Source organism: Pseudoalteromonas sp. NS-SX12, from assembly GCF_057367955.1.
In genome coordinates this window covers 834,765-859,860 of record NZ_CM170635.1, presented here as the reverse complement: position 1 = coordinate 859,860, position 25,096 = coordinate 834,765, and the positions used below count along the sequence as shown (strand labels likewise).

Genomic DNA, 25,096 nt, shown 5'->3' with positions numbered 1-25,096 from the left:
GTTATTAATTGGGTTGAAATAAATAGTTACATTGTTTAACATTCGTACCCTAAAAAGGAAATGTAATCAGTTCGGAAGATAATAATCGTAATAGTACCGATTCAAGGTCTATTCAATTCGCTACCCGCTCACATATTCTTATTTAATACTTTAATATAAACCTTCTAAGGAAAGATCCCCCGTGCCTTTAAAGTTTTTTATACTTGCTTTGCTAGTATTTACAAGTTCAGCTATTTCAGCACCTTACATTGAATATGCTCGCTATTCACCTAAACACGCAACTATTGGTCAAAAACAGACTTTTGAATTCAAATGGCGAAACGCTTCTAAATGTTACAACACACAATACGGCGTAACATATTATGATGGCGTAGAAACAAGTGATACATTCACTTGGACATCTTCAGTAAGAACTGAACCTATGTCTATTGGTTTCACACTTTATTGTGAGAATGATCAGGGGCAACGTACTTCAAAGTACGTTTCAATGACAGTATCAGAACCTGAAGAAGCTACGCCAAGAATCATTAAACACGAGTATCGTTCAGGGACCCAAGGGTTAAACAGGGGGCTTACCGGTGAAAGTCAAAGATTAACTGTACAATGGAAAGACGCAGGCACATGTGTAGCGCATTATCGATACAATGATGGTCGCCAGGGCACAGTTGACTACACACAAAGAGCGCGACGTCAAATCGATGGTTCGTATTTATTTGTTCATGATACACCTGTAAGAACAGATGAGTATTCAATGACACATACATTAGAGTGTCATAGCCCGAATAGAACAAAAGTAACAAGAACTAACCTTACCAATGTAATCACCAATCCAGCGCCTGCTATAGGTGGCTTACAAACACGTTACTTTATTGAAAAAAGCGATGTGAGCATCGGAATTTCAGCATCAGACTCTAACGGCTCTATAGCAAGCTATAGTTGGAGACAAATCTCAGGTCACCCAGTGAATAACTGGACAGTTAAAAATCAACGAACGATTAATTTTAAAGCACCTGAAGTCGTCACTAATGCGATCCAGAATAATCGAATACAGTTTGAGGTCACAGTTACCGACAATCATGGTAAACGTAGTATAGGGGTTGTTAATGCGTTTTTAAACGATATGTCAAGTAACTCCATTCTATCCCCTAATGCAAACCATAAATTTAAGTCAACTGACCCGTTAAGTATAACTGTTGGGCAATTTAAAGACTTAAACTCTATTAGTCGAGTGAAAGCATTGATCCGCAGAGGCAGTACAACAGTCGCCGGTTGGCAAGATATGGCTATGAACGGCACTCGAACAGGCGCGTCGTTACAGTTTGCGGACGCAATCAAAAAGTCGTTGACATCGAATGTTCGCTACCAGTTTGTAACGCAAGCAATTGATACAGGAACTCCAGCTGCTGGTGGGTATTGGGCCACGAAATATTTCTATATCAATGATAAGCCTAAAGCTACAAGTAAGCATACAATGCTTAACTTGCTAAGTGGGGCCAGCCGGCTAATCACTCATAGTGATATCTCAATCTCAGATAGTGATGACTCCAGTCATAGAATTAAAGTACTACCGGGTAACGGATACACTGTACAAGATTCTAAAGTAACTATTAATAACAACTTTGTAGGCAATACGAATATAGCATTGCTTGTTTCAGATGGTTTAGAGGATAGCGATATCGTTCAAATACCGGTAACTGTACTTGGTAAACCTAAAATTATTGAAAGTGGATACAAGTCATTAGCTGGAATTAAGAATGTAGGCTATGTTGGGCAAGCGCAACAATTTACTTTTAAATGGGCAAACGCTGACACATGTGTTGCTTCATATAAATATACTTATTCAGATGGTACAACCCAATCGGGAGAAGTGACATACCACGATTCAAATCGTAAACGCAGTTTAGGAAATGACACGTTTATTATCGACTACCAGACCCCAGCGCGTGATCGAGCTTATAGTATGACACATAAAGTAAGCTGCGAGAGACTAGGAAGTGTTGCGGAGTCTCAGCAAATTACCAATAAAGTGTATGTTCCTCTTAAAGTTGTGAGAAGTCATGTAGATAATATAAATAAGACCTATCGTGCAGGAGATATAGTTACAATCCACAGTAAGTTAACACCTACTCCGGGTCTTAGTGCGAAAAACTATAAATGGACACAAGTATCTGGGCCTCAAGCGGCTTTAAATACTATTAATGCGGCTCACCTAACATTTAACGTGCCAAGTGGTGTTACTGATTCACAACCTTTAAGGTTCAAGCTAGAGGTAACAGATAACTTTAATAACGTTACAAGTATGACGGCTGACATTAAGGTAACGCAAAAACCTCTGCCCTCAATTTTAAAGCATCGTTATGAGTCAGAATACGGGTTGCCAAATACGGGATTTGTCGACCAAACTCAAACACTTTTCTTGCATTGGAAAGGTGCGGATACATGTGTTGGTAATGCAAATTACAGATATTCAGATGGTTCAACTGAAACTGTTGGCCCAGTAAGCTATCACAATCATAAAAACGTAACCGTATTGCCAGATGGCACTCATCAGTTTAAGCACTTAACTCCAAAGCGTACGCGCGAATATGTGATGGAACATACAGTAAAATGTGTTAACAGTCTGAATGAAGAGGTTGTATCAAAGCTTACCAATACAATTAAACCGAATACTAAAGTAAGAATTATTGCACCTGAAGAAGCGTATACAGGAAATCAAGTTAATTTAACTGCCGAATTTGACCCGATCCCTGGTGTAAAGATGCGGTCTATTGCCTGGGTTCAAACAAAGGGAAGCAAAGTAACACTTACAAACAATTTTCAATTAGGTACCAGCTTTATTGCACCTAACGTAAATGAAACGCTCGAGTTTATGGCAACAGTTGTTATGGAAAGTGACGCTGTAGCTTCCGCTAAAGTTGCGATTAATATTGCGACGGTACCTCCTGTAGAAATTGTAAAACATCGTTATGAGTCAGAATATGGCTTGAAGAATACGGGCTTTGTAGATCGAACTCAGGTTTTCTTTTTAACATGGAAACATGCAGATACGTGTATCGGTAATGCACAATATACCTACAGTGATGGGACTTCAGAATCCGTTGGCCCTGTTAATTACCATTTAAATAGTAGTGTGGTAACGCTTCCTGATGGTTCTAAAGAAATAAAGATAGCGACGCCTAAAAGAACTAGGCCATATACAATGGTTCAGTCTATTGAGTGTTCTAACACAAGGGGTAAAACCCAATCGACTTTAACAAATATAGTTAAGCCTAATACAACAATTACAATAAATGCACCAACAGAAGTTATTTCTGACGAGGTAGTGAAGCTTCAGGCAAGCTATTCACAATTAGATGGAACTGAGTTTAGTTCAATCAGTTGGCTACAACCTGAAGAACAAAATATTGTTCTCACCGATGAAACTACCTTAACACCAAGTTTTACTGCGCCAAGAACTAACAAAGTATTGAAGTTTACGGCTGTGGTAGTAATGAAGAACGGTGCTGTTGCAGATAAAACCATTGAAATCAATAATATTGATGTACAACCAAAAATCTTGGCTCATAAATATTTATCCGAAGGTGGAAAACTAAATCAAGGCTATGTAGGAGAGCACCAAACAATCATTATATCTTGGCAAAATGCTGATTTATGTGAAGGTCATTATAAATACACTTATGCCGATGGATTTATTGAAACTTCTACAAAACCTGTTGTTTATAGCAAAGACGATAAGCGTACAAAATATGAAAATGGTATTTATACTTTTGAACATATTACACCTGTTCGTACTAAACCTTATTCAATGGAACAAACGTTGACTTGTAGTTTAAACAATAAAATTACAGAAATTTCAACGCTTACCAATATTGTGATTGATAAGACACCAGGAATAGGAGAAACGCCGGAACTTAGTCAAACAAAGGGTCGTCTAAATTGGACAGCAGTTACTGAAGGTAATTACGGCTTTTATGAGCTAGCGCAGACTAACTGTACATTAGAATGTGGTGAATCTAAACAGCGCACTATTACTAAGCATTCACTATCTCATGACTTACTTTCATCAGATGCTGATACATCTTACAGTGTTAGAGCATGTAAAACATCGTCAGCTGGTATTAAAGTGTGCGGCCCTTGGAGTAACGAACATCAAGTCATTGTCCCGACTATGTCCGCAACATATTTTTCTGAATCAGGTGAATTGTTTAAGGGATATGTCGGAGAACATCAACGTTTTCTTCTTGAGTGGCAGAATGCAGAAAAATGTGAAGGCGCGTATGTTTACACGTATGCTAACGGTGAGATTAAAAGTGGCAGTGTCGATTATTCCACTACTGGTCGAACACAGATAACTGGCGAGAATAGCGGTCGTATCGACTACTACACAACAACTAGAACGCGCGCATATCAAATGGAGCAAACAATAACTTGCTCGCTTGGAACAATTAAAGTTGAAGTCGTTAATACGCCAAATGTTGTTGAGAATAAAATAGTTGATGGTGTTAATACACCGAAGCTAAGTAAACAGAAAACAAATCTATCCTGGACTGCAATTTCTGATGCTCAAAAATACATTCTACAAGTAGCTGAATGCGCAACTGATTGCACCAGCTTCGCTTTTGAAAGTTGGCAACTTGCCCAAGAGAATGCATCAACAAGTTTTACATTACCAAATGACGATACTAAACGCGCCTATCGTGTTAAAGCCTGCTTTGCCGATGAAAGTTGCACTGCATGGAGTAATGTGTGGCAACCTATACAGAAGAAAAAAATTATATTTATACATACGGATTTGTTAGGAAGTCCAGTGGCTGAGACGCAAGAGAATAGGAGTAATTTTTGATGTTTTGGAATAATCAAAAAAGCAATTTTATCGCTAAACATAGTTTTTTCATCGGGATATTCTTAATCATTTTAAGTTCTACTGTCTCCAGTCAAACCGAAAAGGCTGATTTGAATACTAAGAATTCAGTTTCATTATCCGAACGCAAAGAACAAACTGACAATAATTCAAAAGAAAGGAAATTAGAACAGGCAAACAAAGAGGAAATAACAGAGCAAGAAAATGCAAATAGTTCAAGTACAAACAACAATGAAGACGATGACCCTATTTATGGCCAATATGGTTTAAAAAGACATGAATTCATCATACCTAAAGACGATGATATACAGGCAAATTTTGGGGATAATTATGATATTTCTACAGGCAGAGTTAGCTTTGAACATACGGATGTAAGTTTACCTGGTAACTCTGAACTTGAAGTTGCATTTCGCAGGGTATTTAAAAATCAAGGAGGCGGATACGCAGGTACTAAGGATTTAGGCGATTGGTCAATTGACTTACCTTACATAAAAATTCCCGGACAAAAGTGGGACCACACAGGTGACGGTTATTACGCTTATCTAGATAGAATCAAATCATTTTGTTCAACTAAATTTGAAACTTTAGACCATGGTAGTGCCTATGATTTTGTTTTTTTCTCAAATGCTGCATCTTTATATGTACCAAGGCAAGGTGAACAGCAAATATTAGATGTTGATCAATCAATATCCGCCAATTACAGAGAGTTTGATGGGCCTACTACGAAGAGCACACTTAATGGGCATCATTTTGAGTGTTATACTTCCGAGCGAAACGATGGACTTGGGGTTAAAGTAAAATCGCCGGATCAAAAAGTGTACTTTTTCGAAATACCTAAAATTATTTTTCATCTTTATAGGACGAGTAGTTATTCTTTTAGATCCTTTACCGATGTGGATGTGTTCTTATTACCAAGTAAAATTAAAGATAAATGGGGTAACTATGTTGAGTACACATACTCAGACAGTGATTTAGATGTTCTGGCAACTTCACCGACTGATTATCAGCCTGTTTTAGAAAAAATTACCTCTAATGACGGCAGAAAAATTACAATCAAATACGAAGATTACGATAAAACCGGCAATGCAGGTTACGTTTTAAAAAGAAGGGTGAAAGAAGTCATTGCAAATGGCGAAAAATGGCAATATAAATATCGTGATATTGCTATGGATGGTCCAACTAAAACAATGACGTATTATTCGCTTGATAAAGTGATTTTGCCTAATGGCTTAAAATGGCAATTTGAGGAACTTTCACCCTCTTTTACCACAACTCGGGATGCTGAACACGATTCAATGGACTATAAGCTTCATCCGATTATGAGAGCCTCTGGACGACATCCTTCAGGATCTATATGGAAACCAAATGAACATAAGAAAGAAGGTAGTTACAGTGATACAGCCGGTAATTACACTGCCAAAATAACTACGCCATTTGGCGCCCAAGCAACTTTTGAATTTCAATCAACGTTTCATGCGATTGAACGAGTAGGTAAAACAGGTTACGAAATTATTGAAAATTACAGAAGAGATAAGAATCTTTCGTTTAATTCAGTATATCAAAATGTGATGCCTACCTTTTATCATACTTGGTCTTTGGTTAAAAAGGCCGTTAAAAATGATGATGAAGATTACGTTTGGAATTATCGTTATTCACAAAATAACAGTAGAGAATACGATTACCTTGAAGATACGTATTTCACACCTCATAGTTGGATTGATAGAGGTGTCATTTTTAAAGTTGCTCAGCTGCCAGCTGAAATAGCAGAGGAAGATGAGTTTTTTTACAAATCGACAGAAATTACGGATCCGGACCAAAACAAAATAATACATTTTATTAATCGAGATTTTGAGAGCCCTGCATTCGGTAAAATTGAGTTCTCGAATTATTACTCAAACGAACCTAGACTGATAAAGAGGGAGTTTTACGAGTACAAAAAACTCGAAAAAATTGGGGAGTCAGGTATTGTTTTTAATAAAGCTCAAAACATAGAACATAATATTCAGCTTTCAAAAAAGACAGTTATGCTCAGATATGACAATATTACGGAGCAAACCTACGCTACCAGTTACGCTGATTTCAACATACTTGGAAAGCCAAAAGAAATCGAGGAGACTAACAACTTTACAAATCAAAAACGTATTTCTAAGTATGAGATCAAAAACGCCACAGGACGTGACGTTAATTATTTTAATTTGTATTTAAAGAAAGAAGCAGGGAATAACAAAGACAGTTTAGAAATTGAATACAAAAATGAATATAAAGCGCATTTTGTAAATCCTGACGAAGATTCTTCACAGACTGTATTAGTTCTTAAAAATTTATATCGATTTGGAAGTAGTAATGATTTTCTTATAAAAACGTTTACTTACAGTGGGGATGGTACTATAAAACGTGAAGAGTTAAATGAAAGTCGTCAATTTGGTGAAGGCAACCGCTACACAGAATACAAAGACTATTATCGTGGTATTCCGAAAAAGATTGAACTCGCTAATCGTATAAATGGGCCTGCGATTAGCTTATCTAAAGACGTTAATGCTGATGGTTGGGTAGAAAAAGTGACCGATTCTAATGGGGTATCAACTCATTATGAATATGACAGCATTGGGCGCTTGACCGCCATTGACTTAGAAAATGATTTAACGTTTGAGATAAATTGGCTAGACACGCTAATCACCCGGGATGATACCAACAATACCCGCACCTTATCGCGTTGCGTGCTTAACGAGCAAAGAACGCAGTGTGAGGGTTTGCCGAGTTTTAAAACGGTTGAGTACTATGATTCACTCTATCGCCTAACAAAAAAAGAAATGAGTGATGAGCTTAATGGTATTAAGCGTTATCAGCATTTTACGTATGATCATAACAACCAGCTTACCTATCAATCGTTCATTACCGATTCTGCTGTGGATGATAATCTAGGGACGACCACTGTATACGATGCACTGGGACGTGTTGAATACCTCACTACTTCTGGCCGTGGCCGGATAGACTACGAGTACCTCGCGGGTAATAAAATTAAGGTGACGGATGCGGAAAATAACGTAACCACCACCACTTACCAAGCGTTTGGTGCACCTAGCTATGAAATTGCAACAAAGATAGTATCACCAGAAGGTGTAACAACGGATATTGATGTCGATGTATTTGGACTTGTGCGCAGTGTTTCACAAACTGGGCCAGATAAAGATGGCAATGATGTCACAATCACAGAAAACCGTTATTACAATAGTGCAAAACAATTGTGTTTAATTACTCGCCCCGATGTTGGTAATACGCTTTTCGGCCGCAATGCATTGGGAGAAATGACGTGGTCAAAGTCAGGGGTAAGTAATACTGCATGTACTACAACTAAGCCAGTAGGTGCGATTAGTTACACTTACGACAATTTAGGTGACTTATATAAAGTCGATTACTCCGATGACTCCGGAGATGTGACCTATACGCGCGACAATAACGGTAATGTTTTGACTTTGAGTGTTTGCAAAGTGTGGGACAAAACAAAAAAACAGTGCACAGATGAGATCAGGCATACATACAACTATAACAATCAAAACCTGTTAGAAGATGAAATGCTAACGATAAACGGCCAAAATGCGTTAACCACGGATTATGGCTACAATGCACTCATGCATCGCAGTTGGATGGCATATCCAGATGTGTCAGACATAGTGGTTAGTTACAAACCGAATGCATTTGGTGAGCCTACTGAGGCGCGGGTCTATAACAATAGTGAAGTAACACACAATTTTGCCCACAGTGCTAAATATTATCCCAATGGAATGTTAAAGAGTTTCACCTATGGCAATGGTGTGACCCATTCTCTGACATTGGACCCGACTAGCCAACTACCTGAAGCGCTGATTGATACTCGAACATCCGGCAATGTAGTGAGCTTAACGTATGCCTTTGATAATAATGCCAACGTTACCTCAATTATTGATAGTGTAAAGCCTGATTTTAGCCTTACTGACTTGCAGTATGATGGACTCGACCGTTTAACGAATGTCACTGGTAACTCCGGTATTGGCAACAGCACTATTCAGTACGACGGGTTTGGCAACATTACGGCGTACAGCAGTAAAGAGCGTACACTCGATTACTCCTATAACTACACAACGAACCGATTAACAGGTGTAACGGGTATCAAAGATAAGTATGATAGTTTTGGTTACGATACCAAAGGTAACATCACAAATAATGGTGAGTATGGCTTAACATTTAATGATGCAAATCAAGTAGCAGCAGCGAATGGGTTTAGCTACAAATATGATGGACACAATCGTCGCGTATACCAATCAGATAATGGCGGCAGTTTCTCTGTTTATACACAAGATGGCGCGCTAATTTATCGAGAAAAAGGTGAGACAATTACCGGTAACGGTATGAGTTATATTTACTTAGGCAAAAAGCTGATTGCGAAATACGGTGATGTAGAACCAGCTGCATCGGTTGATGATTCTCGCCAGCATTACCGCCCTTACGGTGAAACGATAGAAGAGGCAAAAGACGATGTAGGCTATACCGGCCACAAGTTTGATAAAGCGCTTGGGTTAAGTTATATGCAGGCACGATACTATGATCCAGTTATCGGGCGTTTCTATTCGAATGATCCGGTTGATGTCATGGGGCATATTGGACGTGGAAATCCTATACATGGCTTTAATAGATATACCTACGCCAACAACAATCCATATAAATATTTAGATCCTGACGGGGAGTTTGGCATAGTAGGTGCAATAATCGGTGCTGCGGTGGAAACAGGTGGTCAACTGATTACTAATGGTGGAGATTTCTCTAAATTGGACGTTTCTGATATTGTTGTAGCTGCTGCGGTTGGCGCGGTCACTGGTGGTATTGGAGGTAGAATGGCACAGAGTGCAGCAAAAGGCTTAACTTCTGCTAAGGAAGCAGTTTCTATAACCGCTAAATCATCAGCTCTAGCTAATGGCTATGGCTCTGTTGCTTCAGATTTACTAAATAACCAAGAGGTGTCACCTACAAAAGCTCTACTTTCAACAGCAGGAGGTGCAGTGAGTGGTTTAGTCGGTGGAAAAGTTTCGAACCAAATGGCTGGTAAACTGAACTCAATAGGATCTAGTGGTACTGTTGCTTCGAGTATTGCTGGTACAACACATAGCTCTTTTGTTGGACAATCTTCTTCTGCTGGAATTTCAGGTATAACAACTGGAACAGATGTAGGAGTTAATATTGGTATTAAAGAGGCCACTAAACCTGACGATTATTTAGAGAGGGCATTTAATTGAACTTCTTTAGATTACATTCACAAATATTATTCACCCATTTTGGGGTTTCAATTTTTACTGGTGGAATGATTTGGTGGTCGCAAGGATTTAAAAAGGGAGTTCTATTTGGAATTCTATATTTCTTATTTATGCTTTTGGTTCATTTATTTATATATCATAAGCATAAAACTAAATACGGTAAGAATGAATTTAAATAGTAATGCAGAAGGTGTCAGGTTTTGCGTTTTGAGAATAACAAAGACACCCACTCTAATTTGATTTAGTTTGGGTGTTTTCCTATGTTTAGGGGAGTGCTTTTTTACTTCATTTGAGGTGATTTATGGCGGTTCCTAGAAAACAACAGGTGAGTTTAGCTGATACAACATACTATCATTGCATTTCTCGTTGTGTACGCCGTGCGTTTTTATGTGGCGAAGATAAAGCCACAGGTCACTCATTTGAACACCGTCGAGCTTGGGTTGAAGATAAGCTACTTGAATTGACGAAAGTGTTTTGTATAGATGTATGTGCGTATGCCGTAATGAGCAATCACACTCACATTGTATTGTGCGTCGATGAGAAAAAAGCAAACCGACTCAATCAAAAAGCCGTTATTATTCGTTGGCATAAGTTGTTCAAAGGCAATTTACTGACACAAAAGTACTTGTCATGTGAGCCGCTCAATACAGCTGAGGTAAACACGTTAGCTGAAATGACTAAAGTGTTCCGAAATCGTTTAAAAGACATTAGTTGGTTTATGCGTGTGCTTAATGAAGACATCGCTCGCAAAGCAAACTTTGAAGACAACTGCACAGGCCGCTTCTGGGAAGGTAGATTTAAATCCCAAGCCTTACTAGATGAAGCGGCACTTGCAGCCTGTATGGCGTATGTTGATTTAAACCCGATAAGAGCAAAGATGGCAAGCACCCCAGAAAAATCATATTACACCAGTATTCAACAACGCATTAACGCGGCACTTAAAGGCACTCAACCCAAAGCACTGCTTAAGTTTGCAGGTGATCCACGAAAGCACATGCCAAAAGGCTTACCGTTTGAACTAAAAAGCTATATTGAACTCGTTGAGTTAACAGGACGTATTATTCGCGAGGATAAGCGAGGCGCTATTTCAGCGAATGAACTTCCAATGTTAACTCGTTTAGGCATATCACCTGAAAACTGGTTAACTCTTACAACACAATTTACAAAGTCTTTTCATGGTGCCGTTGGAAAACCAGGTAATATGATTGAGTATTGTGAGCACCTCAAAAAGAAACGGCGACCAAATATTGCAAATGTAACAGCTTTACTCGCTTAAGGTAGCATCTTATACAAAACACTCATACTAAACTTTTACTTCTAGCTATACAGCACTTAACTGATATTGTTTTTAGAGTGGGTGGCTGTGGTGTTTTTTACAATGCTGAAGTTTGTGTACCTGTTGGGTTCAAACGCTAAAATATTTTCTTTCGTTTTCTCTTTTTCACACTTTTACAAACGGCTTACGTTACTTTACATTGTGTCACCCATACTTGTGATTGAGTGAATCAAGAGCAGGTAAATACCATGAGATTTTTACACCTTTTAAGTGTGACCTCAGCAACAGCATTATTGTGTGGCTGCGGCAGTAGTGACAGTCAACAAATTACTGTTAGTAACGAAGAGCAACAGACCATTATTACACCGATAATTAGTCCTTCTATTACTCAGCCAACACAAAATACGTACGCTATGTTTAATGTGAGTAGCGAACAAACCGAACAATTTGAGTGTCAGCTCAATGATGACAGTATTACTGAATGTACTAGCCCAATAAATTATTTTGGCCTAGAAAGTGGCACGCAAACCTTAAAAGTGTGGGCGGTGGTGGATGGCCGCCTGAGTGATGCTAGCGAATTTCAATGGACGATTGACAGTGTGTTTAATGCAGCAAATCCTCACACGGATTTAGTGAAAACTAATGTTGCACCAAGTGCCGTTGAAGATGCGAGTTGGCGCGGTATTTTTCGTATAAATTGTGATTTTTCACATGCCAGTTACAACGACCCAATTGTTTATCCAAACCAAGAAAATGCTGCGCATTTACATCGATTTTATGGCAACACCTTGGTAGATCATCAAACCACTACAGAGTCTCTTTACAGCTCTGGCGACTCGACTTGCCAAGGAAATCATTTAAATCGTTCAGCATATTGGGTGCCCACGTTGCTGGCGCCTCAATACGATGCACAGACTGGAGAGCCCATTTTAGACGAACAAGGTGATACACAATGGCAAGTGGTACCAGCCGTAGTTGGCAATGATGATGAAGCACATGAGGTGTTTTATTATTCAGCAGGCATCGACAAGCTTGATGATATAAAACCCATCCCTGCTGGGTTAAAAATAATTGCAGGGGATCATATGGGACAGCCTGGGCAAGCACAGTCAACTAGCATTGTACGTTGGCATTGCCAGTCATGGGAGTCAAATGACGCTACAAATCCACGTTTTAGTAGTTCAATTCCCGAGTGTGTTGCGCCTGATAGAGTCCGCATGGATGTTTTCTTTCCCAGCTGTTGGAACGGTACGGACCTTGATAGTTCGGATCACAAAAGTCATATGGCTTATCCAATTAATCAAGGCGGCCCGAACGGTACTATTTGCCCAAGTTCACACCCTGTGCCAGTTGTTCGCGTAAGTTATCACTATGCATTTGGTGTAAAACCTGACGTGTATCACCCACAAAGCAAAGCCAGTCAAGGTTGGCGTTTGGCCTCAGATATGTATACGGTAGATAGTTCCGCGCAAGGTGGGATGTCGCTGCATGCAGATTGGTTTAATGGCTGGCACCCAGAAATAATGCAAACCTTGCTTGATAATTGTATTAAGGGGGCGCTCGATTGTCACGATGGTAATCTTGCAAACGGTTTTCGGCTTACAGGAACACGTGAGGGGAGTCAAAATGAGCCGGAAATTATCAACGGTGGTAGAGGCGATTAAGCAGCTGAATAACTAAAACATAAAGTACATCAACCCAGTTGAGTGTGATTAAACTACTGGGTTTAAATGATGATGTTTATCCGCAATTAAACACTAAATGAAGTTGGTATGGATCACCCAAAGCATCGCCAGCAATATCGCCACCAATACTTAGAGCTGCGCCCGCATCATCTACATGGCTTCGGCCAAAAATCCACATAGCAGTACCTGCAGCTTCAACGGCATCAGCTATATTGCGTTTAGTTAAATAATCTTGTTCACTCATATTGCCAATGTAATCAACTTTTTCAGAAACCACATAAGGCTTCGACTTTGATTCTTTACAATACGATTTTGCTTGCTTAAATGCCTGTTTTGAAACTTCTGTTTTGGTTTCGCCGTATAAGTCAACGTAATGGTTGCCGTCACTGCTTGGGCGAACATTATTATGATGAGCACATGCAGTTAAAAGTAACGCTGCTGTTAGGGTTGTAGCTTTGATAAAAAACGTCATGTTGAGCCTATAAATAAAGTAACTATAGGTGTAATTATTACGGATGATTATTGCGAAAAATGTAAGTAAGTGTTGGGTATTTGTTGGCAAGTTAAAACACTTTTTAACTGCAATAAAAATATTTAAAAAAAGTAATGTAAACACTTGTGCTTTACATATTTTTCGCTAGTATTGCGGCGAATTAATTGACTCATTTTTAATCAAGAGGACAGCAATGAGTAAAACTAAAAAAATGCATCACGATCATGGCCGTGGTGAGATAAAAGACAACGCAATTAAAGCGTTAGTCACAAGCGTGTTATTTAAAAGCAAAGTTGAAAAGGCGAAAAAAGGTAAGGGTAGCTACCAGCGTAACAACAAACATAAAGGGCGAGAGTCTTACCTTAAAGCAGCCTAAGCTTTAAGATAAGGCTTTTGTCTTTAGTTACGTAAAATTTATACAGTAAGTACTTAATAGGCGGTAACGCCGTTCGCACATTAGCTAACCCTATCAATGCCTTATAATTTCTAGGCTTGAGCTTTTTTTAAATAGCATCGATATGTTTATCTTATTGGTGCTATTTTAGAAATAACTGCCAGTTCATTGCTCAAACCTAACATTAGATTTTTACTTTGTTAAAACTTGTCTGAAATTGTACTTGCAATACTACACTTGCTCACAAAGCTAAACGCTATCTTACAAGGCACAATGCTAAGCTTTCCGAAAATTTTTACTCAGATTTACGGATTACTATATGAAGCGTTTTATCCCTTCTGTCATTGCCGCAGCAATTATTTTATCGGGCTGTGGTGGCTCTTCTTCATCAAATTCAGTTGATAACACCAGTTTGGAAGTGCATGCGATTAAGCCCGCAGATGTAGCGAGCTACATTGAAAATTATACCCAGTCAGCAGCGCAGCTAAATGTACAAATCGATGGCCATAACTCAGCTATCGAAATGCTCGACTTTGATATGGATGAAGGGGTTATTTACATTCGCTATGATCTTGGCGTGATTGTGTTGGGGTTTGATTTTGAAGGTGAAAAACCAAAGCAAGAAGTTGCAGTGATCACCAATCAAAACACCGAGCAAGCCTTGCTTGGCGAGAATTTACAGCTAAGCGAGCAAAACGATAACTTCGTTATAGAAGGCCAGCTTGTTGACAACATATCGGGTAATTTACACACGTTTAATATGACATTTAACGAAAGCTTAATCTCAGGTGGCAACAGCCAACTTGTGGTAAAGAATACTGCTGCGGAGCTATCGGGTACATTAGGCAGTAAAACCTATGTTCAGTTTCGTGATTTAGCGCTTGATCACCCAAGTGTAAATCGCATTATCTTTAAAAGTGTTGATGGTTCTGTGAATGATGATATCAATATGCACACAGGCAGACTAATTCATCAAGCACAATACACAACGGTAATGCCAGCCGATGGTGAAGCGTATTCTGGCGGCGTTGACTTATATGCCGCAGGCATCAAAAAAGAGTATGAAGTAGGGGGCAAATTGGGTGTACATGCCTGGTGTTGCGAAGGTGATAAAGATGCAGGCCAACTTAGCAAGTCACATAGCGCACATGGTGCTCAATTGACTTATTTCCGCGAAATATTAGGGCAGGAACTCGGCCCTGAATTTTACTTTTTTACTATTAACGCAGCGCCTGCTGACGATATTTATTTGATGACGCAAGCTGAAATAAACAAATACTTTTTTTAATTTTTAGCAGTTAGCCATGCTTTGTGGTGATACCGCAGTGCTTTAAAGTGTTAAGTACTTGCTTTTATGCTTAACGCTTTACTATTGCTGCAGACCACACCTACACCTTCTTTTCGTTATCGCGTAGTTCTAAATAAATTGCTTATATTTCAGATTCTTATTATTAAAATCTGAATGCTTCTTTGCCGTGAAAACGATAAGATACAAACCCTCAAAACCAAATCTAAATAGAAATTATTCTTGATATCATTAATTTTATCTGTATTATGCACGTCGCCCTTTCTCAATAATGCTTAAATAATCATCAAGAGATGTAACTAATGATCAATTTAATCAAACCAAGCGTAATCGCGCTTGCTGTAGCGGCGCAATTGCCAGCTGTAGCAGATGACAAAATCCCAGAAAAAAACATAGAGCACATTGTAGTTACTGCGACCGGTTTTGAACAAAAAGTAGTTGAAGCACCAGCAAGTATTTCAATCATTACTAACGAAGATATTAAAGCGCATTCTTTCACATCGATTCTTGATGCTGTGCAATATTTAGAAGGTATTGATATTGGTACAACCCGCGATAAAACAGGTCAGGGCAGCGTCAGTATGCGTGGTCTTACTGGTGAATACACACTGCTATTAATTGATGGCAAACGTCAAAACAACCACGGCGATATTTACCCAAATAATTTTGGTGGTAACGCGTTTAACCACGTGCCGCCGGTTGATGCGATTGAGCGTGTTGAAGTGATCCGTGGTCCTGCATCAACGCTGTATGGTGCAGATGCACTTGGTGGTGTAATCAATATCATCACTAAAAAACACACCGAGAATTGGAGCGGTGCGGTGTCATTTAGCCGTTCAATTCAACAAGACGATGATTTTGGCGACGACATTACAACCGATTTTAATATTATCGGCCCATTAATCAAAAATGTACTTACGCTTGGCGTACGCGGCAGCGTTTACGAACAAACTGCATCTTCACCGACCTTTGAGCCTGCAACCGATCCAAACGGTGAAGTGCATGTACGTTCATTAGGGTTTGGTAGCGGCGGCCGCACTGTAGATAACACCAATGAGCAGTTTGGCTTTACGCTAAACTACACGCCGTTTGATGATCATCACATTAGCTTTGATTACGATAATTCAAGCCAAGTGTACGACAACACTCCAAGCTACAATATTGAGTCAGGCGAAATTACCTATCCGTTAGGTACCAAAGATAATATTGAGTCAATTTGGCAAACACGTCGCGGCAAAGTAAACCCGCGCGCAGGCTATGCGGCGGATCAAAAATTTGATCGCCAATGGTGGTCACTTGGTTACGATGGTGACTTAGAGTGGGCATCGGTTAAAGCCTCAGTTTCTTATGTTGATACGCAAAATAACGGTCGTACGCTGCCACTTAGTGTTGCTGAACGTTTGAAACTTCAAGAAATGTACGATGGTACCGGCGAATATGCAGGTATGGACGAACAGGCACGTAAAGACTTAGCAGAAGAGACTTTCCTACCGCGTCCTAAACGTCCACTAGAAAGTAGCCAGTTTACCTACGATTTGCGCTTTGATATTCCAATCAGTGGTGCACTTGGCGACCATAACTTTGTGGTGGGTGCTCAGCTAATTGACGGTGAATTAAAAGACGGCGTTTTCGGTCTAGAAAGCAACGAAGCGGGCAAAATACAAGAACAAAATATGTACTCGGTTTTTGCTGAAGATAACTGGATGATTTTAGACGACTTTACCTTAACCGGTGGTGCGCGTTACGATAATCACGACGTATTTGGCAGCCAAGTCTCACCACGTTTATACGGTGTGTATAACCTAAGCTCAACATGGACACTAAAAGGTGGTGTTAGCACGGGTTATAAAACGCCACAAACAACCGATTTATACGACGGTATTACGGGTTTTGGAGGTCAAGGTACAAGCCCATTTGCGGGTAACCCTGAACTTGAACCAGAAACCAGCGTAAACTCTGAAATTGCAGTTTACTGGAATTCAGAAGACGCGGCACACAACTTTAACGTTACCTACTACAACACTAAGTTTGAAGACAAGATTGCCCGCGGTGATACTATTTTAAGCTGTGAGCAAACTAACAATGTGCGCCCATGTGTTAACTTAGGTCAGTACGATCAGCTGGGTTATCAAAGCTACAGCCAAAAAATTAATATTGATGAAGTTGATTTGCAAGGTGTTGAAATTGCAGGCCAATACACGCTTTCAAACACGATTTCGTTAACGGGTAACTACACGTGGACCGACAGTGAACAGCAAAGCGGCCCAGAACAAGGTCAACCGCTAACGAATACAGCTGAGCACATGGCTAACCTTACACTAAACTGGGAAGCAACTGATTTTATGGTTGTATATCTACAAGGTGTATACCGTTCAGATCGCTACCGTGGTTGGGATAATGTTCACGATAAAGCCTTGTATTACAAAGACTATAACCTATTTAACTTAGGTGCGCAGTTTTACGTAAACGAATACGTGCAAATTAACGCACGTGTTAACAACTTATTGGATGAAGACTTTACATCGTATAGCACTAGCTACACAGACCTAAATGGTGACGGCGAGTACGAGTACTTAACCGGTCGTGGTGTGGTGAGTGAAGTTACATTTACCGACGATTACAATGTAAAAGATAAAGGCCGTAACTTCTGGATTGGTGTTACTGCGTTCTTCTAAACATTAGATTTAGCAAGATTAGTCAATATGACTTTACAAGGAGCAGCCTAGGTTGCTCCTTTTTATTTTGTTTTTTAGTCGCATAGCGCTTTTCAAGCCATAGGGTAATTCTGTAGTCTTAGCAGGTCTATTCTTTAAAGGAGTTTCGCGATGTTGCGAACTATTTTATCTGTAAGCTTGGGGGTTGCTCTAAGCGCGGGTGCTTACGCCAATGAGGTAATGACACCTGAAAAACTTTGGCAATTAAAGCGTGTAAGCGCGCTTGGTTTAAACAAAGAAAAAACCCACGTTATTTATAAAGTAACAACACCAAGCGTTGAGAAAAACGATTTCAGCAGCAAAGTGTACCAAGTATCGCTTAAAGGCGGTGAGTCACAACTGCTAGAGGCCTACCAAGGCGTGGTGATTGATAAAAGTATCTCACCAGATGGCAGCAAAAAGTTGTTCCATGAAAAAGTACAACTAGAAGATATTTTAGCGACCGACCGCCATAAAGAACTTGGCAAAGCAAATGCCTATGTATTTGATGACTTAAATTACCGTCATTGGGATACTTGGAAAGACGGCAACTTTAAGCATGTCTTCTATCAAGACTTAAAAACCGAAGAAAAAGTCGACATCATGCAGGGCATGCCATTTGAAAGCCCAACTGCACCATTTGGTGGCACGTCAGATTACACTTGGGGTCCAAAAGGTGAAAATATTTACTACGTGAGCAAAAAGCTAACGGGTACTGAATATGTTCAAAGCACCAATACCGATATTTATCGTTACAACCTAGCAAACAAAAAAACCACTAATCTGACTGAGAAAAACTTAGGTTACGATAAGTACCCTGCGTTTTCACCAAAAGGCCACTTGGCATGGTTACAAATGGACGAAGCGGGTAACGAAGCCGATAAACAAGACATTATTGTACGTGTTAACGACCGCGACTATAACTTAACAGCGCATTGGGATGGCACCGTAAACAGCTTCAAATGGAGTGTTGATGGTAAAACCATTTATTTTGTCGCACCTGTGGGTGGTACTGTGCAGTTATTCCAAGTGTCGGTAAACACTAAAACCAAAGCACAGCCTAAAATTAAGCAGCTTACCAACGGCCAATATGATGTAAACGGCATTGTAGCGGTATTAAAAGATAAGCTTGTAGTTACACGTAACAGCATGAACGCCGCGCGTGAAATTTACCGTTTTGATCTTGGTAGCAAAAAGCTCACAGCACTTACTAAAGAAAACGACGCGTTTTACGCTGAACTTGATTTACCAAATGTTGAAAAACGCATGGTAAAAACGACCGACGGCAAAGACATGGTTACTTGGGTAATTTACCCACCTAACTTTGATAAGAGCAAAAAGTACCCAACGCTACTTTATTTACAAGGTGGTCCACAGTCTGCGCTTTCTCAGTTCTACTCATTCCGCTGGAACTTCCAAGTAATGGCATCACAGGGTTACATTGTGGTAGCACCTAACCGTCGTGGTATGCCAGGTCATGGTGAGCAATGGAACAAAGATATCAGCAATGATTGGGGCGGTCAGGTAATGGAAGATTACCTTGCAGCAATTGATGATGTAGCAAAAGAGTCTTACGTAGATAACTCACGTATCGGTGCAATTGGGGCAAGTTACGGTGGTTATTCAGCATTTTATTTAGCAGGTAACCACGAAGGTCGTTTTAAAACCTTTATTGCACACTGTGGTATTTTCGATTTACGTAGCATGTACGGCACAACCGAAGAGCTGTTTTTCGTAAATAACGAACTAGGCGGCGCATATTGGGAAGACAATGCAGCAACGAAAAAAGCATACGGTCAATTCAACCCAATTAACCACATTGAAAAGTGGGATGCACCTATGTTTGTGATCCACGGTGGTAAAGATTACCGCGTTCCACTTGAGCAAGGCATTGCCGCGTTCCAAGCAGCTAAATTACGTGGTTTAAAGAGCCGCTTCATGCTATTCCCTGAAGAAAATCACTGGGTACTTACGCCGCAAAATGGCATTGTATGGCAGCGTGAATTCTTCAAGTGGCTAGAAGAAACACTGTAAGTTAATTTGCCTTACTCAATATTGAGCTAGGCAAAATTACAAAAAAGGCCTTATTGAAAAACAACAATAAGGCCTTTTTTATGCCTTTAAAAATTCACTCGACTCACTGATTAACATTCGCTATCTTGCTAATATAATTATAAAAATAATCTATTAATGTATGGCAAGCAGTCCCACGCAGTTTAATGCCGCGATTATCAGCAAGGTGGCGCAATATATTTATGATCACAGTGAAGAGGCAATCAATGTTGAAGCGCTTGCCGATTATGCTGGGTTTTCAAAATATCATTTCAATCGCATGTTTTTTGCCGCAACGGGTTTCCAGCTCGGCGAGTTTATAAAAAGGCAAAAGCTTGAAAAAGCGATGTTTTTATTAAAAAGCGGAAAAGAGAACATATTAGAAGTCGCAATGTGTGTTGGCTATGATTCGCCGTCATCCTTTACCCGTGCGTTTAAAAACAATTTTGCGTGCACCCCAACTGATATTCTAAATGGTAAATCACCGCTAAATGAACGCGCTGGCACTTTACCGCCAAAAAAATTAGCTGAAGCGTATAAACTTGAACCAAAATGGCGCGAATTACCACAAACCACCGTGCTCGGCTTTTACGGTGCTGGCTTTAATGAACAATCGTTTTCAAAGGTGGCAGGGCAGCTCTATAAGCGCTTAAGCGAACTTGCCGCACCGCTTAATTTTAGTGAGCTTCAACCTATTGGTGTAGCGATTGATAACCCTTGGGTAGGTGAGCAAACACAAAGCCAATTTTTTGCAGGGTTTTTAAAAGGGTTAGCGCAACAGCAACAGTTAGAGGGTTACACACTGCAAGGCGGGCGCTACGCTTGTTTTAGCCATCAAGGGCCGCACAATACAATGTGGCAAACCATTTCTCAGGTATATGCCCATTGGGTGTTGCCCAATCAAATCCGATTGAAAGATCAGCATATTGTGCAGCGCTATATAAACAACCCTGCAGATACAGATGCTGAAAAACTGATTACTGAGCTTTATTTTGCGGTGGAAAGCGATGCTATTTAAAGTGAGATTACACTCACAAATCGCACTTTCTGCACAGACACGCGACAACCTCATTGGTTAAAGTAAAATCATCTTAGCTTAATGGAATAACCTTAAATGAAGCCAATCCGATTTTTGTTACTTGTTATCGTGTTAATTTTCACAAATAACGCGATGAGCGCGCAAGGAAATGAAGTAGTCGCCCAAAATACGTTGCAATCGAACGATCTCGATTTTTTTAATAGGCAAACTAATCAGCCTGTAAAGGTGAAGCTGTGGTACTTGGCAGGCGATGCTAACTGTGGCGCAACAGTGTGTTTAACGGGTTCGCAAAATAAGCGAAAAATTGCGTTAATTTCTCACGGTGCATTTGGCTCACCTATTGAAATGAATTGGTTAGGTTATGCCTTAGCATCACAAGGCTGGCTGGTGGTAGGCGTTGCTCACTATGGCGAATCTTGGGTGTACGGTAAAGAAACAATCGACCCAAGTGTACTTGCACGTTTTTGGCAGCGCCCAGAGGAAGTCAGCTTTGCCCTTGAGCAATTAACCAATAAAGGGTTATTTAATCTTGATATCGACACTAATAATGTACTGATGCTAGGTCACTCCGCTGGAGGCTTTACGGCATTGGCACTTGCGGGTGCAAAGTTAGAAGCCGGAAAGTCAGAGCGTTACTGCGCTTTAGCTGAGGCTCAAAACGATAAAAGCTGTGCTTATAACAAGCAAAAAGCAACGCCATACACAAACGATAAAATAAGCAAAATCAGTGAAGTGCAATCACATATGCTAGATAAGCGCATTAAAGCCGTTATCTCACTTGATCCTGCCCTTGGCCACGCAGTAAGTGAAAGTAGTTTAATGGATGTTAAAGTGCCGACCTTGGTGATTGGCTCAGTTGAAAATGACTTTTTGCCGTTCAAGCAACATGCACAATATTATGCTGAGAATATAAAAAATGCGGAGCTGGTTGGTATTAAACAAGGCGCAGGGCACTTTATTTACATAAACCAGTGCGAACATAACTTTAAGGCGCAAGGTGTGTTGTTATGTAAAGACCGTGAAGGCGTTGACCGTAAAGCGCTTCAACAACAAGTGCTAGGTCACGTATTTTCATTTATTAATCGACATGGCTTAAATGTGTTATAAAGTTTAGTGCATTCCCTAATTCTCGGACTTAAGTGAGTCGAATTTGAAGCGTATATTTTTCTATGCCTGATAAGTAGTAGCGCTTTACCAATGCGCTACTTCGCTTAACTCAAATCGAGTTTATGTATCTTGTTTTTTTAATTGGTAATAACCCACATTTTGCACGACTGCAAAAAATAGCTCTGGAATTAAAAAAATTAAAATAAGCGGACTTGCGCCTAGGGCCATTGCATAAATATAAAACACACTGAAAAGTACTCTTGCAAAACCATCATATAAGCCAAGTAAAGGGCTGGTATGTTTTATTCTAAGCAGCGACCACACAATCACAACTGAACCCAGTAAATGGGCAAACAGTAAATGCTGTATTTGAAAAGCGGGAAACTCCCCCAGCAAGCCAAGTGTTTGGTGCAAACTGGCAAACAAACTGATTACCCAGCTGGCAACACCGGGAATGGCAAACGGTGTCGTGATAATTAAATCATAGTAGGCGCTTCGTGCTACCCATTTATTGTAGTTTTGCATTGTGTTTGTGCTCCTTATTAAACATCGAGCACAAGTGTACGCTTTGCCCTATAGGGCAAAGTCAAAGGTTAATTAAGCGCAGTTAGAATTTTCGAGTAAGAGATTAAAACTTTTTATGTCGTTGAGCTGTTGTTGGCACTTGGCGATTTGTGCTTTTAGCTGTGCTTCACGCTCGCTTAGCGCGGTTAATAATACGTGTTTTGGCAAACCATAATTAATATTCGCGCCTTGGCATAATTGTTTTATTTGATTAAGTGAAAAACCAAGGGATTGTGCCAAGCGAATTTGCTTTACGGTTTCAATGTAGCGTTCGTCATAAACCCGATAACGGCCTTGGCGTTTTGCTTCGGGTAATAACCCTATCGCTTCATAATGGCGAATGGTTTTGGTGGTAGTGCCAACCCGTTTGCTAAATTCTCCAATAAACATGTTATCCCTTTTTTTACAGCTGCTGTGAGAGTATTAAGGCATATTTACGATGTGATTTAAATAATTAAGGCAACGGAGCAAAGATCAACAGATCCTAGTGTAAAGCGTAAAAGGCTATGTTTTAAAAACACAGCCCGTTTTAATTTAATCTTTATCCACTAAACTCATAATATTGAAAGCCAAAGCACCTGATGGGAACTCTTCTTCATTGGCAAGCACGGCAACAAAGTAACCGCTTTGCTCAGAGCGCAAAATATAGCTCACAAAGCCATCAATACCGCCACCATGTTGATAAAACTTTTCATTGTGACGGTTAGTACTTACATTCCAGCCAAGGGCATAACCATTTAACCCCACAGTGTACATTTTTTGCGTTGATTCTTCTGAAATGAGTGCGCGATTGGTAATGCCTTGATGCCATTTATATAAATCTTCCACCGTTGATACTAATGCGCCTGCGGCATAAGGCACCGTCATTGAAATACCGCCAACAGACTTATCGTTGCTGTAGCCTTGTGCAAATTTATCGTAGCCAATTTTGTCTTTGCCATAACTACTGTTAGTCATGCCGAGTTTTTGAAAAATCTCTTGCTCAATAAACGCTGCATACGACTGACCACTCACTTGTTCAATTATATAACCTGCAATCACGTAGTTTGAGTTGGAGTATTTAAACTTGCTACCCGGTGTAAATTCGAGCGGTGTATCTTTAAATTTTTCAATTAATTGAAGCGGGGTTAGCGAGGTGTTTTTGTAAGATGAGAAGTTTCCCATCTCGGTATAGTTTTTAATGCCGCTGGTCATATTGAGCAGATGTGTAAGTGTAATCTTCTCACCATCTGGATAGTCATTTAGATACATGGCAACAGTATCAGTGAGTGCTAGCTGGCCACGCTCTTCTAATATCAACATCGCCATTGCGGTGAATTGTTTTGTAACTGAGCCAATGCGAAAAACCGTATCGAAACTGTTTTCAATTTTGTTTGAGCGCTCGGCATAATCGTAGCCACGGCTCAGCAAAACTTGTCCATCTTTAGCTACTAACACTGCGCCAGAAAAGTCTTGGCTTGCAACGTATTCAGCGATAGTTTGGCCATCGTTTGGTTTCGAAACTTCGATTTCTTTGTCGCTTGAACAGGCGACAAGGGTAAGCGACAAAACAGAAAATATCAGAGATTTAAAAAGCCCTTTGGTGGTTAACATTCTAGTTTACTCAATTTGTAATAATTGCATTTAGCGTAACAGTGACTTTTACTCAGAGCTTTGAGGGATTTGTTTGAAAATGTTGGTAAAAATTAACAATTAGACATTATTTGTAGTGAAATGAACGTTACATCGGTTTAATAATACAAAGGCTTTGAATCGAGCTTAGTTTTTAAACGAACGATTATTACAACCTCCAAATCTAACTAAGAATTGTTTTCAATTGTACTATTGCGTGCTAGCATGCGCACCTTTTAAATTCTGTCGAGCATATTGTGGAACGGTATTATTCAGAGGTGTTGGGCTATATTGCGCGTTCTGTTGGCTGTAAAGATAAAGCGCAAAACATAGTGCAAGAAGCGTATACCCGTCTATTAAGTCATAATCAAAACTATCCTCAACAAGATAAAACACATGCGCGCGCGTTATTTTTTAGAGCCGCGAAAAACATTGTGATAGACCAATATCGCAACAGTAAAAGTGTTGCACAGCCAGATGACGTTGAGCTTGTAGCCCCTGCTAATTTTGAGCCTGAAACTGTGGTAACAGCGCAGCAACAGCTTGCAGTATTACAGCGCTGCATCGATGCTTTACCGCTCAAAACAAAACAAGCTTTTGTTTTATATAAATTTAAAAACTTAACGCAGCCACAAATTGCAGAGCAGATGGGAATTTCTGTAAGCATGGTGGAAAAACACCTAGCAACTGCCATGTTAGCGTGTCGTGATGCACTAAAAAAATAATAAGA

General features: G+C 39.9%; 15 protein-coding genes. 11 read left to right on the top strand and 4 right to left on the bottom strand.

Annotated features, from left to right (window positions below; translation table 11 throughout):
- Positions 1-181: 181 nt before the first annotated feature.
- The 4 genes from AC2IOM_RS17985 (at position 182) to AC2IOM_RS17970 (ending at position 13,086) form a co-directional block, all read left to right on the top strand.
- A complete protein-coding gene (locus AC2IOM_RS17985; RefSeq protein WP_486359605.1) occupies positions 182-4,843 on the top strand; it encodes a PKD domain-containing protein in 4,662 nt (1,553 codons plus the stop codon).
- Positions 4,843-10,128, top strand: a complete 5,286-nt coding sequence (locus AC2IOM_RS17980) for an RHS repeat domain-containing protein (protein WP_486360691.1) — start codon at positions 4,843-4,845, stop codon at positions 10,126-10,128. The genes AC2IOM_RS17985 and AC2IOM_RS17980 overlap by 1 nt, the downstream gene beginning before the upstream one ends.
- Before the next feature lie 319 nt (positions 10,129-10,447).
- A complete protein-coding gene (locus tag AC2IOM_RS17975) occupies positions 10,448-11,422 on the top strand; it encodes a transposase (protein WP_486359604.1) in 975 nt (324 codons plus the stop codon).
- A 248-nt stretch (positions 11,423-11,670) separates the two neighbouring features.
- Complete coding sequence (locus tag AC2IOM_RS17970; RefSeq protein WP_486359603.1) at positions 11,671-13,086, top strand: DUF1996 domain-containing protein; 1,416 nt, start codon at positions 11,671-11,673, stop codon at positions 13,084-13,086.
- Between the two features lie 76 nt (positions 13,087-13,162).
- Here the strand turns inward: AC2IOM_RS17970 and AC2IOM_RS17965 are convergent, their stop codons facing one another.
- Positions 13,163-13,579 carry a hypothetical protein gene (locus tag AC2IOM_RS17965; RefSeq protein ID WP_486359602.1) on the bottom strand — a complete coding sequence of 139 codons (417 nt, stop codon included), beginning with the start codon at positions 13,577-13,579 and terminating at the stop codon, positions 13,163-13,165.
- A 214-nt stretch (positions 13,580-13,793) separates the two neighbouring features.
- Here AC2IOM_RS17965 and AC2IOM_RS17960 point away from each other — a divergent pair, with 214 nt between their 5' ends.
- From AC2IOM_RS17960 to AC2IOM_RS17935, 6 genes are all read left to right on the top strand, one after another.
- Complete coding sequence (locus AC2IOM_RS17960) at positions 13,794-13,976, top strand: alternative ribosome-rescue factor A (RefSeq protein ID WP_010558625.1); 183 nt, start codon at positions 13,794-13,796, stop codon at positions 13,974-13,976.
- Between the two features lie 337 nt (positions 13,977-14,313).
- Positions 14,314-15,282: a hypothetical protein gene (locus AC2IOM_RS17955; protein ID WP_486359601.1), complete on the top strand. Its 969-nt coding sequence runs from the start codon at positions 14,314-14,316 to the stop codon at positions 15,280-15,282.
- A 320-nt stretch (positions 15,283-15,602) separates the two neighbouring features.
- A complete protein-coding gene (locus AC2IOM_RS17950; protein WP_486359600.1) occupies positions 15,603-17,975 on the top strand; it encodes a TonB-dependent receptor domain-containing protein in 2,373 nt (790 codons plus the stop codon).
- 150 nt (positions 17,976-18,125) lie between these two features.
- Entirely contained in the window at positions 18,126-20,027 is a 1,902-nt protein-coding gene (locus AC2IOM_RS17945) for a S9 family peptidase (protein WP_486359599.1), read from the top strand.
- 160 nt (positions 20,028-20,187) lie between these two features.
- The gene (locus tag AC2IOM_RS17940) at positions 20,188-21,063 is read left to right on the top strand and encodes an AraC family transcriptional regulator (protein ID WP_486359598.1); all 876 of its coding nucleotides are present in this window, start codon (positions 20,188-20,190) and stop codon (positions 21,061-21,063) included.
- Between the two features lie 96 nt (positions 21,064-21,159).
- Entirely contained in the window at positions 21,160-22,191 is a 1,032-nt protein-coding gene (locus AC2IOM_RS17935; RefSeq protein WP_486359597.1) for an alpha/beta hydrolase family protein, read from the top strand.
- A gap of 120 nt (positions 22,192-22,311) precedes the next feature.
- Here the strand turns inward: AC2IOM_RS17935 and AC2IOM_RS17930 are convergent, their stop codons facing one another.
- The 3 genes from AC2IOM_RS17930 to AC2IOM_RS17920 all read right to left on the bottom strand — a co-directional run bounded on the left by AC2IOM_RS17930 (position 22,312) and on the right by AC2IOM_RS17920 (position 24,348).
- Complete coding sequence (locus AC2IOM_RS17930) at positions 22,312-22,716, bottom strand: hypothetical protein (protein ID WP_486359596.1); 405 nt, start codon at positions 22,714-22,716, stop codon at positions 22,312-22,314.
- Between the two features lie 72 nt (positions 22,717-22,788).
- Complete coding sequence (locus AC2IOM_RS17925) at positions 22,789-23,145, bottom strand: MerR family transcriptional regulator (RefSeq protein WP_486359595.1); 357 nt, start codon at positions 23,143-23,145, stop codon at positions 22,789-22,791.
- A gap of 144 nt (positions 23,146-23,289) precedes the next feature.
- A complete protein-coding gene (locus tag AC2IOM_RS17920; RefSeq protein ID WP_486359594.1) occupies positions 23,290-24,348 on the bottom strand; it encodes a serine hydrolase domain-containing protein in 1,059 nt (352 codons plus the stop codon).
- Between the two features lie 275 nt (positions 24,349-24,623).
- On the opposite strand from AC2IOM_RS17920, the gene AC2IOM_RS17915 reads away from it, so the two are divergent.
- Entirely contained in the window at positions 24,624-25,091 is a 468-nt protein-coding gene (locus AC2IOM_RS17915) for an RNA polymerase sigma factor (protein WP_486359593.1), read from the top strand.
- The last annotated feature ends 5 nt before the right edge of the window (positions 25,092-25,096 follow it).